Raw genomic sequence first — 17,452 nt, 5'->3', positions numbered from 1 at the left:
GAAACAAACTATTCGGTATTAGCACCGGTTTCCCGGAGTTATCCCGATCTGCAGGGCAGGTTGCCCACGTGTTACTCACCCGTCCGCCGCTAAACTTTTGGAGCAAGCTCCAAAGGTTCCGCTCGACTTGCATGTATTAGGCACGCCGCCAGCGTTCGTCCTGAGCCAGGATCAAACTCTCCATTATAGAGTAGTGTTGATTGCTCAATACTGCTGGCGTACCGCCGTCCAAAGACGCACGGTTCGCTTGTGATCTGCATGATGCTGATCAGTAAAGTTGCGCGGGCCGTTTTGCGCGGCCGTTGCGTGTTTGTTGACGTTTTGCTGTTCAGTTTTCAAGGTTCAAGTTGTTCGCCGCGCTCATTGGCGATTTGATTAATATAACACGATGACATTATAGAGTCAACACTTTAAAGAGGATTTTTGTACCACTTTATTATAACAGAAAATTCTCAATAAAAAGATTACAAAAACGTTACAAATTTGAAAGGGAATTGCCTCTTTACATTCAAGCCTTCTCCTTTAATTTAAAGAGTTACTATTCTTGGACAACAATTGAAATTAACTTGTAAAAAAGTCTTGAATCCTTGCCTGTCTCTCATACTTATTAACCTGTCTCCACTTCAACTTATTCCCCAATACTAAAGGCTCGTAAAGTTTCTTCTATAATAATACGCTATAAACTTTTTATAAAAGAAGAAATGTAATACTAGATGCATCTTCCGAAAACAAAAGGGTTCTTTACAGACTCTTGTAAATTGCGGTTTGCAACCCAAACCCCATAGATAGGCTATGCCCATCGTGCCCTATCCGAGTAGACCGTAATGTGGGAAGTCTAATGAATTTTAATGTTTTCTTTATCCGTAACAGAGACCTGAACATCGGGTCAAAATCTTTTTCCATTCCCCCATCAATTAAAGCGTTGCGAAACGCGCGCCAGAAACCTTGGACCTCGCCCAGCAGAAACTATCGAGACTTGCTAACTAAAAAAATAGCTCGCCTCTAAAGAGCATCTCTGTTTTAAATTCATCTTCCCCGAACTTATGAAGAATTGTTTTAGGTGACGCTATCGGCGATGAAGCAAAAGGGCAAACGCTAAAACCCGCTGGTATAGCCGCCATCAAAATGACGGAGCATATCATGAAAAGAGCGGCGCACCTCAGTAAGAAAGTACTCTCTCCCCTGCCACCCTAATGAAAATAGTTCTGTATTTACACCGCACTCAAAAATGAACTGAACATTTTTTCACTCTGCAAAACCGCACTTCTCATGCCAGCGACAAAAATACCAATTGCTACTATGCGTGGATTTCTTGTCACCGTCAGTGACCCCATTGAAATACGGCAGTCCTGTTAATCAATAAATACCCGAAGCAGAGGATGGTGAACAAAGCACTCATGGACGAAGTGTTCTACTTGATTTTGCAAACTATCAAAAGAAAAAAATCCACCAATCGTTCTGGTGGATTCTTTATATTTACGCTATGAAAATGAAATACAAAACAAAAATTACAAACAACCCATACATGATTGGATGAACCTGCTTGCCCTTTCCTGCAACAATCATGGTGATCGGATAGAAGATAAAACCAATTGCGATTCCCGTTGCAATGCTGTAGCCAAGAGGCATAGCAATCATTGTCAAAAAAGCCGGTACTGCAATTTCAAATTTTGTCCAGTCAATTTTCCCAAGAGCCGAAACCATCAAGACACCAACGATGACCAAAGCCGGAGCTGTCACCGCGCTCGTAATTACTTCAAGCAGCGGATAAAAGAGTATCGAGACGAGGAACAGCACCCCGGTGACGACAGCGGCAAATCCGGATCGAGCTCCCGCAGCAACTCCTGCCGTTGATTCAATGTACGAAGTGGTCGTTGACGTTCCGAAGATCGAACCGCTCACCGTAGCAATCGAATCAGCCAAAAGCGCCTTGCCTGCTCTTGGAAGTTTATTGTCTTTCATTAAACCAGCTTGATTAGCTACAGCCACCAACGTTCCCGCTGTGTCGAAGAAATCGACGAACAGGAATGTCAATACTACGACAAGAAACTGGATATTCAACAATGAACCAAAGTCATTGAAAATCGGTTCAAGCGCGACACCGAATGTTGGTGCCATGCTTGGCACATTAAAGTCAATGATCGCACTCGGCAAGTTGACAACGCCAAAAATCATTCCGACAATTGCCGCGATCATGATACCGAAAAAGATTCCGCCTTGTATGCCCCGGACCATGAAGATAACCGTGACAAGCAAACCGAAGATCGCCAGCAGCGCAGAGCTGTCCGACAGGTCTCCTAGACCAACCAACGTATCGGGATTCCCGACAACGATACCTGCGTTTTGCAGTCCGATAAACGTAATATAAAGTCCGATACCAGCTCCTACTGCGTATTTCAAGTCGGCAGGAATAGAGTTGATGATCAGTTCACGAAGACCCGTCAAAGTAATAAGAATAAAAATAAGACCGGAAAACAAAACCCCTGTTAAAGCCGTTTGCCAAGGAATTCCGTAAGTTAGAATAACCGTGTAGGCAAAGAATGCATTAAGGCCCATGCCTGGAGCAAGAGCGATTGGGTACTTCGCCAATATCCCCATAACCAAACATCCGATTGCAGCAGCCAGCGCGGTTGCCATAAAGACAGCTCCGTAATCCATGCGCATTGCATCCGGAAGATCCGGAACTGACTCTAGTGTTAATGTCAGCGGATTGACGACTAAAATATAAGCCATCGCTAAAAATGTGGTAAGTCCGCCGATAAATTCCCGGCGATAGTTCGTTCCCAGTTCTTCAAACTGAAAATACTTTTTCATTCTGATTCCTCCGAATGCCTGTGTATAATCCCTACAAAAGAAAAACGCATACAGCGGTTTGCCGTATGCGTTCGATTTACCCTTCCACGTAAAAAAATAAAAGGCACCCTGCTCACCAAAAAATGAGCGGGTTAAAATCGTAGTCGAGTCATTTACGGTAACTCGGTAGAAACTTTCGGGCCTTATCCCCGACATTATACGACAAGCTTATTTAATTTCTTTCGTAATATAACATGTACAAACTGAAAGAACAATACTAAACACGAACATTTATGGTGAAATAATTAAAAAAGTTCGTGTAAAAGACAAAAGATGCCAGCTATAGCAGCTGGCATCTTCAAAAATTACTCCCACTCAATCGTAGCAGGCGGCTTGCTCGTGATGTCGTAAAGCACGCGGTTAATGTGGTCTACTTCATTGACTAAGCGGACACTGATTTTTTCCAGTACTTCCCAAGGAATGCGGGCCCAATCAGAAGTCATGCCGTCAATAGAGGTAACTGCACGAATGCCGATCGCATAATCGTACGTACGGGCATCGCCCATAACTCCAACGCTGCGCAGATCCGGCAGGACGGTGAAGTATTGCCAAATGTCGCGATCAAGGCCGGCTTTGCTTATTTCGTCGCGAAGAATCCAGTCAGATTCGCGGACGATTTCCAATTTTTCTTCCGTTACTGCTCCCATGATGCGGATGCCAAGACCCGGACCCGGGAAAGGCTGGCGCCATACAATTTCATCCGGCATGCCAAGTTCTTTTCCAAGAACACGTACTTCATCTTTGAACAGTGTGTTTAAAGGCTCAATCAATTTAAACTGCATATCATCCGGCAAACCGCCTACATTATGATGCGATTTGATGGTTTGGGCAGTAGTCGTTCCACTTTCGATGATATCGGTATAAAGTGTTCCTTGCGCAAGGAAGTCCATGCCTTCCAGTTTTGAAGCTTCGTCATCGAACACATAGATAAACTCATTGCCGATGATTTTGCGTTTTTTCTCTGGATCGGTTACACCTTCAAGTTTACTCATGAAGCGGTCGCGTGCATCAATTTTGATAACATTCATATTGAATCCGTCGGCAAAAGTTTTCATGACGCTTTCCGCTTCACCTTTGCGAAGAAGACCGTGGTCCACGAACATGCATGTTAATTGATCGCCGATTGCTCTGTGGATCAATACAGCAACGACTGATGAATCTACTCCGCCGCTAAGTGCGCATAAAACTTTTTTGTCGCCAACTTCTTCACGGATTTTTTCAATTTCCAGCTCAATGTAATTTTCCATTGACCAGTCATCTGCCATGCCGCAAACGTCGTAGACGAACTTACGCAGCAAGTCGTTGCCGTAGATCGTGTGGCGAACTTCCGGGTGGAACTGAACGCCGTAAAATCCGCGGCTTTCGTCTGCCATCGAAGCGATTGGGCAGCCAGAACTTGTTCCAATGACATCAAAGCCAGGAGGTGCTGCCGTTACCAAGTCGCCGTGGCTCATCCAGACAACCTGCTCTTCCGGAAGGTCTTTGAAAAGCTTGCTTTCTTTAGTCAATTTCAGCTCGGCTTTCCCGTACTCGCGGTTTTGGGATTTCTCCACATTTCCTTTCAAGTGCAGCGCCATCAACTGCATGCCATAGCAAATCCCTAAAATCGGCAAGCCCATTTCAAAAATTGCATCATCGATGGAAAAAGCGTCTTTGTCGTATACCGAATTTGGACCGCCTGAGAAAATGATTCCTGTGGCATTCATGTCTTTGATTTCTTCGGCAGTGACGGTATGTGGATGAAGTTCACTGTATACGCCGATTTCACGGATGCGGCGGGTGATCAACTGATTGTACTGACTTCCGAAATCCAAAACGACGATTTTTTTCTGCTCTTTCAACATTGGACTAACTGGCAAAACCTTCACCTCTTCTATTCAATTCAGGCCTCAAAATAGCAAAAGAACGCGAAAATTGGACCTCGCGTTCTTCTGCTCTACATCAAAAAGGCGAATGCACATGTCAAAAAAGCATGCGTCATCCACCTTCATAGTCAAGTCATTTCCGGGGACTTGGTAGAGACATCCGATCCATATCACCGGACATATATGAGGGCACCTGTAATCTATAATTTTCTCAATTGTACAAGCTAAAAGCCGTAAAATCAACCGCTTGTCCGATTGATTAAATTTTCCCAACTTTCCCTTAACTCAGGCCAGTCAACCGATTCCTCGTCGCCCCCATAAACCGTGCGCTCGTAAGCCTCGGTCAATTTAGACATTTCCCTCGTGCCGAAAAACGAATCGATGTAAGCTGCATAAGATTTCAATGTCTGCCCTGGGCGCCTGTTGATGCCGTACAATTCCAGCTGCTTCAACAATCTCAGGTAAGCTTTTTCAAACCGAGCCGATCCTCCACTGCCTCTTCGGTAATAGGAGACCAGCAGCTTCGGCATCCATTTATGCCGGATTTTGAAAAGTATCGCTGCAGCAAGTACGAGTCCAGCTAACGTCCAGAGAATCTTCCAGCGATTCGCTGAAATGGAATCGGTAAACCGGTCCCAGAAAGAAGGGCCGGAAGCAATTGCCGCTTCTTCCTCTTCCGCAGTTTCCGGATCTTCCGCCAGTGGAAGTTCCTGTTCTTCAGGCTGTTCCGGATCGTCCGCATCCAGTTCTAAATCAAAATCGATCGCAGAAGCTCCGGTAAAACCGATAGTCGGTTCGAAAAGCATCCAGCCGACTCCAGGCATATAAGCCTCTACCCAAGAATGGGCATTATTATTTGTCACTTGATAAACATCGGTATCGCCGTCTGAATCGACCAGTTCTCCTTCATTAAATCCCTTGACCCAACGGGCGGGGATGTCCAAAGAACGCAACATGACCACCATTGAAGTCGAAAAATTATCACAATACCCTCTTTGTGTTTCGAATAAAAACTGGTCTACATAATCTTCGTCAGCCTCAGGCACTGGAATATCGGATTGGCTGTACTCAAATCCTGATGTGCTGAAATAGCGCTCGATTGCGCGTGTTTTGTCATAGACTGTTTCACTGCTTTCAGTAACTTCCGCCGCCAAATCACCCACACGTTCGGGCAGCCCATCCGGCAATTGCAAAAACCGGTCAAACTCGGCAGGCAGCTCCGCTAATTCTTCCGGGCTTGTATCGCGTAAAGCAGTCAGGCTATAGCTCGGCTCAGTAAAGCTGATTTCATAAGCTTCAGGTTCGAACTCTTCCCCATCTTGATAAGTTTCAAAGCGCTGATCCACAGTACTATACTGGTAGTCCAATGACTCTTCCATTGTAAAAGATTCGGTTCCATATGGATAAAGGACAAACGGGAATCCCTGTTCCATCGATAAGCGAGCCGATTCCAGTTCTTCTTCTTCATCCAAAACAAAATCTGTTTCAACAGTTTCACTGTTTCCGTAGACGAATGATTCACCTACGTTCTCGGTAAGTTCCCAGCCCTTTGTCGTATAATAATCTTTCGATTCGACCTTCCAATACTGGCCTTCCGACACTTCTGCTTGGAAAACGGCTGTATCGTCTCCGATAAAAGAACCACCCAGCCGCGAATCATCCACTCCGTAACCTATTCTGCCCACATTGCCTCCACTTCCGACACCCCCTTGTCCAGAGAACGAGGTGATAAACGGAACCGGATCCGGCCAAATCGGACCGGCTTTTGGCAGATACAATGCCAAAGCAGTTGAGCCCGCCACCAATAAAACGAGCGGCACGGCAAACATAGCCAGTTTATCCGTTCGCTCCAATATGCGATGCCCTTCCATCCAACGCGCCAAATGCAGCAGGCCCGCGAGAAGCAAGCCAATGACCATAATCCGAATGATGGCCGTTTCTCCCGAATACGGACTGAAAGTATCCAGTACCGCGATGAAGATGACAGTCAGCAAATAAAACAGGAAGATACTCAACCTGAAGCTCACCCAGTAATGGATCAAATAAATCGCCATCCACAACAAAACGAAAAACAGGACGGTGCGGAAAACATCCGTCGTTCCAGCCCAGTTCTGGGACATTAGGGCAGAGAAATTCAGACCGAAATCTGTCCAGAGAAAAGCAATGGCTTCACTCGTAAAAAACACATTGCCGGTATAGACATAAACGATAAACCATAAGATATACAAAGTTTTTAAAGGTCCGGAAAACCACCACGGAACCCGTAAAAAAGCCATTAATAACCCCGCAGCCACAAAAATCAAAAACAATGCTTTATGGCCCGTTGCCGTCAGCACAATAACAGGCGTCAGCCATTCAGCCAGCATAAAGAAAACCAGTGCATATAACACAGCCATAAACAATTTATTTTTCCTTATGGAAGTCATTGGCGATTCACCTCCGTAAACACTGTTGCAAAGTTCTCTGGACTCACCCGCTTGACTACAAATCCTTTCGAACGTGCAAACTGGTGAACTTCTTCATCTTCTTTAAGTAATGGTTCACCTTTATCGGCAACAACCAAACACATGCAATTGCTTAAATTTTTAGCGTTTTTTCTAATCGCCTGCACCATGTCCATTGTCAATTGGCAGGTCACATAAAGCAGACTGGAAGTGTTCATCTGCTGAAGCTCACGGCCAATCGCCTGATCAGCTGGCTTATCCAAATCGCTTTGCACTTTCGCCAAATGATACATCACCCGCTGCAGGTGTTCCTCCGTTTGGATCAGAGGAAAATAATTGGGATTTTGGCCAACAGACAGATAGGCCAGGCTCGAATTGGCCCGAACTACCGACTGCAGAATGGATGCAACCAGCTCTACCTGCAGCTCGAAATTTTTTGAAGCCTTTCGGTCATCCAACAAAAAAAGTTCTTGCGATTGGCGATCTTCAAATTCTTTCGTGCGCAAAGTCTGGGTGCGTGCATATGATTTCCAATGAATCCACGAGACGCGGTCGCCAGGCTGGTAATCCCTGATTCCACTTGCCATGGTGGTATCCTTCACCAGCGTAAAAGGAGCCGCCATTGAGCCTTGATCATAGCGCGACTCCATCGGCCGGTAGGTGATTTCTACAGTAGTCGGATAAACCAACACAATTTGCTGGACCGGCAACAGCCGGTTTTTTTTCACCCAGCCGAAAAAATCAGCGACTTCCAGGTGAATTCCTTCCAGTACATGTTCTCCTCTCGGCATCTGGTCGACCGCATAAGTCCAGGAATACCTTTTTCGGAATCCCGGAACAATCATTTTCTGCTGCTGGCCAGCCATTCTTTTGTTTAATGAAGGTGAAGTGGTTTGTTCTCTTAAAACGGTGTACAGCAATGGAAACGGGGTTTTCCGGTAAATAGTGGCTGTCGCTGAAAAACTTCCGCCTTTACGGACCTGCGCCGTATGAATTTCCCTGGAGGCTTCGACATCCTGCAACGGATAAAAAGTAAGCAGAACCGAATAGAGGATAAACGGCAGAGACATATAAAAAATAAACCAACTGACAAATCCTCCCTGGAACATGGCAAAAGAAAACGTTAAAAAAAGGATAAATAAAACGAGGAGCAGACGCCCCCATAAACTTATAATTTTTTTCAGTCGATTCATTGGCCAACTAGCCTTTGAACAGGCACGCGTGTTTTCGCTAAAATTCGTTCTGTAATTTCTTCTGCTGTTATGCCATCATAACGGGCTTCTGATCGAAGCATGATGCGATGGCCGAAAACGAACTTCGCCAAATACTGAACATCATCCGGTGTTACATAATCCCGGCCTCTTAACAAAGCATAGGCTTGCGAAGCTTTCATCAGTGCAATCGAACCACGCGGACTTACACCCAAATATACGTAGGAATCCTGTCGGGTCTGCCTGGACAAATCGACAATATAGCTGCGGATAGTTTCGTCCACCTTAATGGTTTTCACCTGCTCCTGAAGTTCCAGCAGCTCGTTGAGGGAAATTACTGAGGTCAATTCTTCAATTGGCGCTGCGGACCGTGCACGGTTCAGTACTTCCATTTCTTCTTTAGGCGTCGGATACCCCATTTTGATCTTCAATAAAAAGCGATCAAGCTGGGCTTCCGGCAGTGGGTAAGTGCCTTCGTATTCAATCGGATTTTGCGTTGCCATGACAAAGAATGGTTTAGGGATCTGCATCGTGACACCATCAATGGTGACCGAAGCTTCTTCCATTGCTTCAAGAAGAGAAGACTGCGTTTTTGGTGAGGTCCGGTTGATTTCATCAGCTAAAATGATATTGCCCATGATCGGCCCTGGGCGGAAGTGGAATTCCATGTCTTTCGGGTTATAGATGGAGACACCGACAACATCCGACGGCAGCAAATCCGGCGTAAACTGAATCCGTTTGAAATCGGCTCCTACTGATTTCGCCAAGGCACGGACCAGCATCGTTTTTCCGACACCTGGAACATCCTCAAGCAAAACATGTCCATGAGACAGCATCGCCACCATGCTCAACTCTACAATATTGCGCTTGCCGATAATCACTTTTTCAATATTATCAATTACTTGTTCCAACCGCTCTTTTGCATTCATCTATAGTTCCTCCAATACAAATCAGAAAATGTTTTGAATTATCACAATCTTATCGTAATCATAACGAATAATGGATAATAACTCAACTGCGCCGGTTTTTCCCTCTATCGCTTTGCCCATAAAAAAAGCAAGATCTCCCGAAGAGACCTTGCTTTTTCTTGTTATTTCCAGAAATCATCAAACACTGTAATAGGCAGCTGCCGCTTGTGCTGTGTTCTCAAATAATAGCCTTCCAGCTTCTCCTGAGCGTCTGCCGGAATTTTTTTGCCTTCCAAATAATCATCGATCATTTCGTATGTTACTCCGAGAGCTATTTCATCAGGAATCGCCGGTTTGTCTTCTTCCAGATCCGCAGTCGGTATTTTCATGTACAGATGTTCAGGAGCACCAAGTTCTTTTAACATAGCCCGTCCCTGGCGCTTGTTCAAGCGAAACAGCGGGGTCAAATCCGCTGCACCGTCCCCAAACTTCGTATAAAATCCGGTAATCGCCTCTGCCGCATGATCTGTTCCCAAAACAACGGCCTTATGCATGGCTGCCACTGAATATTGGGCCTTCATCCGCTCACGGGCCTTTTCGTTGCCTTTTGCAAAATCGGACAGCTCTATGCCGGCCTGTTCCAATGCCCGATCGCTCGCGTCAACAGCTTCTTTGATGTTGATCGTGTAAAGTTTAGTCGGCTGAATAAAATCCAGCGCGTCTTTGGCATCATGTTCGTCAAACTGCACTCCGTATGGCAAGCGGATGGCATAAAACCCGTACTCCTGACCAGCATTTTCTTCATTCAACTGATCGATTGCCATCTGGGCCATCTTGCCAAGCAATGTGGAATCCTGGCCGCCTGAAATTCCCAGTACAAATCCTTTTAAGAACGAATGGCGCTTGAGATACTCTTTTAAAAATGACACCGTGCGTTCAATTTCTTCTTTTGGTTGGATGGAAGGCTGCACTTTCAGTTCTTCAATAATCTGCTGTTGCAAAGTAGACATTCTGAATCCCCCTTAGTCTCGAATATAATCATGGACTGCCTGGCGCACTTCCTGGATGTTCTTCATTTTGTTGTCCCAGCATTTCTGGCTGAGGTCTACCGGATATTCTTCAGGATTCAGTGAGCGTTTATACTCATCCCATAACAGGTCCATGTTTTTTCTTGCATAAGCCTGCATTTCAGGCAAACTTGGGTTTTCGTAAACCACCTGTCCATCTTCAATAACTTTGTGATGAATATTGACTGCTTCAAAATTTGTCACGAATTTCGATACGAAGGTATGGACAGGATGGAACATTTTCAAACGCTCTTCAGAAGCAGGATCTTCATCATGCATCGCAATGTAATCACCTTCTGATTTCCCATTTTCCCTATCTATGATCCGGTAAACGCTTTTCAGTCCTGGAGTAGTGACTTTTTCTGCATTTCCTGAAATTTTTATGGTATCTTCCATTTCACCGTTTTCATTTTCAATTGCTACTAGCTTATATACTGCCCCCAGCGCAGGCTGATCATAGGCAGTAATCAGTTTCGTCCCAATCCCCCAGGAATCTACACGGGCTCCCTGAGCTTTCAAGTTTAAAATGGTGTATTCGTCCAGGTCGTTGGAAACCACTACTTCTGCATCCGGAAAACCTGCGGCATCCAGCATTTTCCGTGCTTCTTTGGATAAGAATGCAATATCACCGCTGTCCAACCGGATTCCGTGGAAATTGATTTGATCTCCCAGCTCCTGCGCCACTTTTATGGCAATCGGCAACCCCGATTTTAATGTATCGTATGTATCCACTAAAAAGACGCAGTCTTTATGGCGTTTCGCATAGGCATGGAAAGCCTCATATTCATCTTTGTAAGCCTGTACCATCGAATGGGCATGAGTCCCTGCTACCGGAATGCCGAACTTCTTGCCTGCCCGTGCATTGCTGGTCGCTTCAAGCCCGCCAATGTAAGCAGCACGCGTACCCCAAATGGCGGCGTCCATTTCCTGCGCACGCCTCGTTCCAAATTCCATGACACGCTCATCTTTTACAATTTGCTTGATGCGGCTTGCTTTGGTAGCAATTAAGGTTTGGTAGTTAACGATGTTCAATAAAGCAGTTTCGATTAATTGAGCTTCCACAAGAGGTGCTTCTACACGAATCAATGCTTCGTTTTGGAAGACCAGTTCACCTTCCATCACCGAATAAACATCTCCCGTAAATCGGACTGTCCGCAAATAATCAAGAAAATCCTGTTTATAACCAAGCTCTTCCTGAAGATAATCCAAATCACTGTCCGTAAATTTGAAGTTTTTCAAGTAATCCAGCACACGTTCCAATCCGGCAAAAAGGGCGTAGCCATTGCCAAAAGGCAATTTGCGGAAAAATAATTCAAATACCGCTTTCCGCTCGTGCATGCCATCTGCCCAATAAGCCTCCGACATATTGATTTGATATAAATCTGTATGTAATGCCAAACTGTCATCCGCATAATGCTTATCCATAAAGAGTCTCCTTCTTCCACCATCAGTAATGCCTACAATTATACACCAATAAAGGAAAGACAAAAAATAAAAGTCATCTTAGGCTATATTAGTTGTTCGGGCAGCTGGAAATCAGGAAAATCTGAAGCTCAGGTTTCTATCTGATTTGCGGGCTAGCGCCTAATCGGTCCAAAACGATCTATGTGCCGTTCCTTCTATACAACATCAAGCAGTTTTTCTATTCTACTCAAATCTCTTCATTGACATTTATCAAAGTCTGTGAGACACTTATCTAGTTAACACAAAGGTAACTGGTAAATTTTGATAATCTGGCATTCTACGATAATGTTTTTGAGAATACTTATTCACACTGGCGCGATTTAAGGATCGCAAGGACGTAAAAGAAGGTAGGGTTTACGTTGCTTAAGTTAGAAAGCAACCAGTGGAACAATGACCGCGGTACTGAAAGTAACACTTTCAATGGAAATGATTCCCCTGTCAAAAGGGTTGAAAAATTGAGTCAAAACAAATTATAGTTACCTTAAACAAACAAAGGGCTGTCCTCACATTGAGGATAGCCCTTTTCCAATGTCCAAATCTTTAATACTTCAGTGCCACATTCTTCAATATGGTGTAATTGCGCAAAGCTTCCAGCCCTTTTTCCCGTCCAAATCCACTTTTTTTGTATCCGCCAAATGGCATCTGCACTCCGCCGCCTGCACCGTAGTTGTTGATGAAAACCTGCCCGGCACGAATTTTGCTGGCTACCCGATGTGCCCGGGCTCCATCTTTTGTCCAAATCCCTGTCACCAGACCGTAATCCGTGCCATTGGCCAATTCAATCGCCTGCTGCTCTGTTTCAAATGAAAACGCGGCAACAACTGGCGCAAAAATTTCTTCCTGTGCCACATAGCTTTTTGGTGACAGTCCATCTATGACAGTGGGCTGGAAAAAGTAGCCGTTTTCAAGTCCGGCTGTTTCCTGGCGCTTGCCGCCTGTCAGGAAGGCGGCTCCTTCTTTATTGGCAACATCCATGAATTCCAGAATACGTGAAAATTGCTTTTCATTCAGAATCGGACCGAGGTCCAGGTCGTCTACCCCTTTGCCGATTTGAATCGCTTCCATTTTTGCCACGACTTTTTTCAAAAATTCCTCTTTGATGGAGTCTTGAATGAGCAGACGAGAACCGGCGGAACAGGTCTGGCCGGCATTTTGAATAATTGAACGCACCACCCAGTCCACTGCCTCTTCTTGATCGCAATCATCAAAAACAATATTTGGTGATTTCCCGCCAAGTTCCAGCGTTACCGGCTTGACGTTTTTTGCTGCTCCCATCATGACGGCAGAACCTGTTTGGACTGAACCGGTGAACGTAATGTGGTCAACATCCGGGTGCTCGGAAATCGCTGCTCCCGCTTCATAGCCATAGCCAGTCACCAGATTAAAGACACCTTTTGGCAAATCGGTTTGATCAAAGATCTCGGCCAGTTTGATGGCGGTCAATGGTGTGTCTTCCGCGGGTTTTGCGACAACAGTATTGCCTGTCGCAATTGCAGCGGCCGTAGAGCGGGATATGATTTGCAGCGGGTAGTTCCAAGGGACAATGTGCGCCGTTACGCCAATCGGTTCCCGCAGCGTGTAATCCAGTATTCCCGGCTGAACCGGTATGGTCTCACCAAAAATCTTATCGGCCATTCCTGCATAATATTCAAAGTAGAGGGCCGATGCCTCAACATCTTTTCGTGCCTGGGTCAACGGTTTACCGGTATCCAGCGTTTCCAGCAAAGCAATTTCTTCCGCATCTGCCCGTAAAGCATCTGCCACTTTATGTAAAATCCGCCCTCTTTCAATCGGCGGGAAAGACTGCCATTCCTCTGATTCAAATGTTGTGCGGGCAGCTTCGACTGCCGCATCTACATCTTCTTTTTTCCCTCTTGGAATTTCTGCCAGCACTTCACCAGTCCCCGGATTTTTTGTTTCAAACCAGTCATTTCCGATACTGCCTATCCACTTTCCATTTATATACATCTGCTGTTTTTTCACTTTTTGCGCCTCTTTTCAATTAGATTCCGCGTCCTCCGTCGACATTCACTACACTGCCCGTCATCATTTTTGCCAAGTCGGAACTGAGATACAATACACAATTGGCAATCGCCTCCGGAGTGATCAAGTCACCCAGCGGCACGCTTTTGCGGAATATATTTTCTTTGGCTTCGCCTTCATCACTGCCCGCTGCTGTAAATTCCCCCAGCATCTTCGTATCAGCTGGGCCAGGGTTGATCGCATTAACCCGAATATTGTAAGGCGCCAATTCAATGGCCAGCGCTTTTGTCAACGAAATCGTCGCGCCCTTAGAAGCTACATAGGCATTCAATCCCGGACGTGGGCGATCGACAGAAACAGAGGCGATATTGATGATTGAGCCGCTATTCTGCTGTTTCATATAAGGCACGACTGCACGTGAAGTTAAAAAAACGGCTGTTGAATTGATCGACATGATGCGTTCCCAATCCTTCAAGGACACATTTTCAATATCAGTAGCCGCCTGTGCAATCCCGGCGACGTTTGCCAATACATCGACCTGCCCGAACAGCTCGGCAGTTTTTTTAACTGCGTCTTCTACACTCTGTTCGTCCGTTAAATTGCCTTCGATGACCAGCAACTGGCCCGGGTATTGAGTTTCAAGTTCAGCTAGCCCATCGACTTGGATGTCGATGCCTGCCACTTTTGCTCCTTGTGCGAGAAATTGCTCAACGACCACTTTGCCCATTCCGCCGCCGGCACCGGTGACAATCGCTACTTTATTGTCTACGTTCATTCAAATCTCCTCCTATTTGGTTACGAGCTGTTTAAGCTTTTCTGCAATTGCTGATCCGACTTGCTGCGTCGTGGAATTGCCTCCGAGATCCGGTGTCAGCACCTTTCCTTCTTGGAGTACCTGTTCGATGGCTTCAACAATTGCTGTGGACAGGTCCGTACGCCCTAAATGATCCAGCATTAAAGCAGCTGACCATATTTGGGCGATCGGGTTGGCGATTCCTTTGCCTGCAATGTCCGGTGCCGAACCGTGAATAGCTTCGAACATGGAAGGGAATTCGCCTTCGGGGTTGATATTGCCGGATGGCGATACACCCAATCCCCCAACTAGTGCCGCTCCGAGATCCGTTAAAATATCTCCGAATAGATTTGAAGCAATTACCACTTCAAATGACTCCGGACGCATGACAAAATAAGCGGCCAGGGCATCGATGAAGTTGCTTTCGAGTTCGATATCGCCGTAATCTTTCGCCACCGCTTCGACCACCTCATCCCACAGCTTCATCGAATGGATGATGGCATTGGATTTAGTGGCACTGGTAACTTTGGATTTATTATTTTTTTTGGCGTATTCGAATGCATATTTGGCAATGCGCTCGACACCCTGTTTGGTGATGACTGTATTTTGTATCGCCATTTCCTGCGATTGCTGCTGGTATAGCCGGCCGCCAATATTCGAATATTCCCCTTCTGCATTTTCACGGAACACCATAAAGTCAATCGGCTGATCATTTTTCAATGGAGATTCAATGCCCGCCAAGCGTCTGATCGGACGCATATTAACGTATTGCTGAAAGTTTTTGCGGATCGGCATAATCAGCTCCCAGATAGTCACTTCATCCGGCACCCTTTTGTCTCCCACTGCACCAAACAGAATCGCATCAAATTCCCTGAGTTGCTCCAACCCATTTGAGGGCATAATATGCCCGTGTTTCAAGTAATACTCACTGCCCCATTCAAATTCTCTAAACTCAATATTGAAAGTGGCATCCTGCTGCTTTAACGCTTCCAAAACTTTCACTGCTTCTTTTGTGACGTCCGGTCCAATCCCGTCTCCGGGAAGCACCGCTATTTGATAAGCTGTCATAAACTCTCCTCCAATTATTTAATCTCCAAGAAGGAATAAACTGATTCCTGGAATAAACGAAATAATGAGTACATCAACAATCATAATCAGGATAAATGGAACAATCGCTTTCAGCAGACTTTCAAACTTCGTCCCTGCAATGTTCGCCGCAACAAATAAATTGACGCCGACTGGTGGTGTGATAAACCCAATTCCCAGATTGACAATCATGATAATGCCGAAATGCACAAGATCAATTCCAAGAGCGTTGGCAATTGGTACGAGAATTGGCGTTAAAATAATGATGGCTGCTGAAGTTTCCAGAAAAACACCACAAATTAGTAACAGCAAGTTGATGATTAATAAAGCTATGATCCAATTATCCGTCACACTAAGCATCAACTCGGTCAGTTCTGCGGGGATGCGCTGCCGCGTCAAATAGTAGCCGAATACGGAAGCCCCTGCGATTATGAACATGATGACTGCTGTCACTACAACAGAGGAAGAAAAAATCTTCGACAAATCTGCCAACTTGATTTCACGGTAAATAAAGACCCCGACGATTAATCCGTAAACTACTGCCACAACTGCAGCTTCTGTCGGTGTGAAAATCCCTCCGTAAATACCACCTAAAATGATCACTGGCATCATCAATGCCAAAAAAGCATCGAGAAATGCCTTAAAGAAATCTTTGAAGCCGAACTTTTCGCCTCCGCCATATCCTTCTTTCAAGGAAATCAGGTAAACCAGTAGGATCAGCGAAACCATAACGAACAAACCAGGTACGATTCCTGCGATAAATAATTCACTGACGGAAACCCCAGCTGCTACACCGTAAAGCACCAGCGGTACACTTGGTGGAATCATGATGCCGATGGTTCCGCCTGCTGCCTGGATGGCGGTCGCAAAACTTTTGTCATACCCTTTATTGACCATTGCCGGAATCATCAAAGCCCCTACTGCCGCAGTTGTAGCAGCAGCAGAACCCGAAATGGCGGCGAAAAAGGCGCAGGCAACGATCGACACAATGCCAAGCCCTCCTTTGACACGGCCAAAAATCACATTGGCCAGATGAATCAGACGCCGGGAAATCCCGCCGCTTTCCATCAATTTACCGGCAAGAATGAAAAAGGGAATAGCCATTAAAGGAAACGAGTCAACCGAATTGAACATCCGCTGAATAATGACGATCAAAGAAACGTTGCCATCGATAAAAAACACGAGAGTAGAAGCGAGACCAAGCGCCACTGCAATTGGAACATTAATTAAAAATAAAGCCATCAATAAAATAAACAGCACCAATGCCATCTTCAAACACCCCCGCTTTTAAAGTCTTTTGAAAATTGCGAGGCCATATTGATGATCAAAACCACTCCGCTTACTGGAATGATCATATAAATCATCCCCATTGGAATCCGCAGGACCGGTGACGTTTGAGACATTCCCTGCATTGCCAAGTCATAGCCTTCTATTACCATCAGCAGGAAAAAAAGCAAACTTGCGAACGTTGCTGCAATATACAGCGCTTTACGAACAGAAACGCCAAACAAATTAACAAAAAACTCCATACCGATATGAGCTTTTGTCGACATCGCATAAGCTGCACCTAAAAACGTCAGCCAAATCAAGCTGTATCGTGCCAATTCTTCGGTCCAGGCAAGCGGTGAATTCAGTATGAACCGGAAAATAACCTGAAGAAAAACAACCGTAACCAGCAGACCCATAATAATGTTCAAGACATGTTTAATGCCAAAATTCATATAGCCGATTAATTTGTTCATCGTCCTTCCCCCGATATAAAAAAGAGAGAATGATTT

At 45.4% G+C, this 17,452-nt stretch carries 12 protein-coding genes, 1 rRNA gene and 2 riboswitches; all 13 genes read right to left on the bottom strand.

Annotated elements, in window-relative coordinates; genetic code table 11:
• Positions 1-187 (bottom strand): 16S ribosomal RNA (locus QOZ98_RS07965); the annotation flags it as partial.
• A 1,289-nt stretch (positions 188-1,476) separates the two neighbouring features.
• Complete coding sequence (locus QOZ98_RS07960; RefSeq protein WP_308786939.1) at positions 1,477-2,814, bottom strand: NCS2 family permease; 1,338 nt, start codon at positions 2,812-2,814, stop codon at positions 1,477-1,479.
• A 120-nt stretch (positions 2,815-2,934) separates the two neighbouring features.
• Positions 2,935-3,036, bottom strand: a riboswitch (purine riboswitch).
• A gap of 122 nt (positions 3,037-3,158) precedes the next feature.
• A complete protein-coding gene (gene guaA, locus QOZ98_RS07955) occupies positions 3,159-4,697 on the bottom strand; it encodes a glutamine-hydrolyzing GMP synthase (protein ID WP_308786950.1) in 1,539 nt (512 codons plus the stop codon).
• Between the two features lie 126 nt (positions 4,698-4,823).
• Positions 4,824-4,925: riboswitch (purine riboswitch) on the bottom strand.
• A 32-nt stretch (positions 4,926-4,957) separates the two neighbouring features.
• Entirely contained in the window at positions 4,958-7,144 is a 2,187-nt protein-coding gene (locus tag QOZ98_RS07950; RefSeq protein ID WP_308786938.1) for a transglutaminase domain-containing protein, read from the bottom strand.
• A complete protein-coding gene (locus QOZ98_RS07945; RefSeq protein ID WP_308786937.1) occupies positions 7,141-8,355 on the bottom strand; it encodes a DUF58 domain-containing protein in 1,215 nt (404 codons plus the stop codon). The genes QOZ98_RS07950 and QOZ98_RS07945 overlap by 4 nt, the downstream gene beginning before the upstream one ends.
• On the bottom strand, positions 8,352-9,302 hold the full coding sequence (locus QOZ98_RS07940; protein ID WP_142828420.1) for an AAA family ATPase: 951 nt from the start codon (positions 9,300-9,302) through the stop codon (positions 8,352-8,354). The genes QOZ98_RS07945 and QOZ98_RS07940 overlap by 4 nt, the downstream gene beginning before the upstream one ends.
• Positions 9,303-9,463: 161 nt before the next feature.
• Entirely contained in the window at positions 9,464-10,291 is an 828-nt protein-coding gene (gene nadE / locus QOZ98_RS07935) for an ammonia-dependent NAD(+) synthetase (RefSeq protein ID WP_308786936.1), read from the bottom strand.
• Positions 10,292-10,303: 12 nt separating this feature from the next.
• Positions 10,304-11,773 (bottom strand): nicotinate phosphoribosyltransferase, encoded by a 1,470-nt coding sequence (locus QOZ98_RS07930; protein WP_308786935.1) that lies wholly within the window; start codon positions 11,771-11,773, stop codon positions 10,304-10,306.
• Between the two features lie 579 nt (positions 11,774-12,352).
• A complete protein-coding gene (locus QOZ98_RS07925; RefSeq protein ID WP_308786934.1) occupies positions 12,353-13,795 on the bottom strand; it encodes an aldehyde dehydrogenase family protein in 1,443 nt (480 codons plus the stop codon).
• Between the two features lie 19 nt (positions 13,796-13,814).
• Positions 13,815-14,570, bottom strand: a complete 756-nt coding sequence (locus tag QOZ98_RS07920; protein WP_308786933.1) for an SDR family NAD(P)-dependent oxidoreductase — start codon at positions 14,568-14,570, stop codon at positions 13,815-13,817.
• A 12-nt stretch (positions 14,571-14,582) separates the two neighbouring features.
• Positions 14,583-15,656: a tartrate dehydrogenase gene (locus tag QOZ98_RS07915; RefSeq protein ID WP_308786932.1), complete on the bottom strand. Its 1,074-nt coding sequence runs from the start codon at positions 15,654-15,656 to the stop codon at positions 14,583-14,585.
• 18 nt (positions 15,657-15,674) lie between these two features.
• Entirely contained in the window at positions 15,675-16,943 is a 1,269-nt protein-coding gene (locus QOZ98_RS07910; RefSeq protein WP_142828414.1) for a TRAP transporter large permease, read from the bottom strand.
• Positions 16,944-16,945: 2 nt separating this feature from the next.
• The gene (locus tag QOZ98_RS07905) at positions 16,946-17,416 is read right to left on the bottom strand and encodes a TRAP transporter small permease (protein WP_308786931.1); all 471 of its coding nucleotides are present in this window, start codon (positions 17,414-17,416) and stop codon (positions 16,946-16,948) included.
• Positions 17,417-17,452: the final 36 nt, after the last annotated feature.

It is taken from the genome of Planomicrobium stackebrandtii (genome assembly GCF_030814955.1).
Taxonomy (GTDB): domain Bacteria; phylum Bacillota; class Bacilli; order Bacillales_A; family Planococcaceae; genus Planococcus; species Planococcus stackebrandtii.
This window is presented reverse-complemented; position numbering and strand designations above follow the sequence as displayed.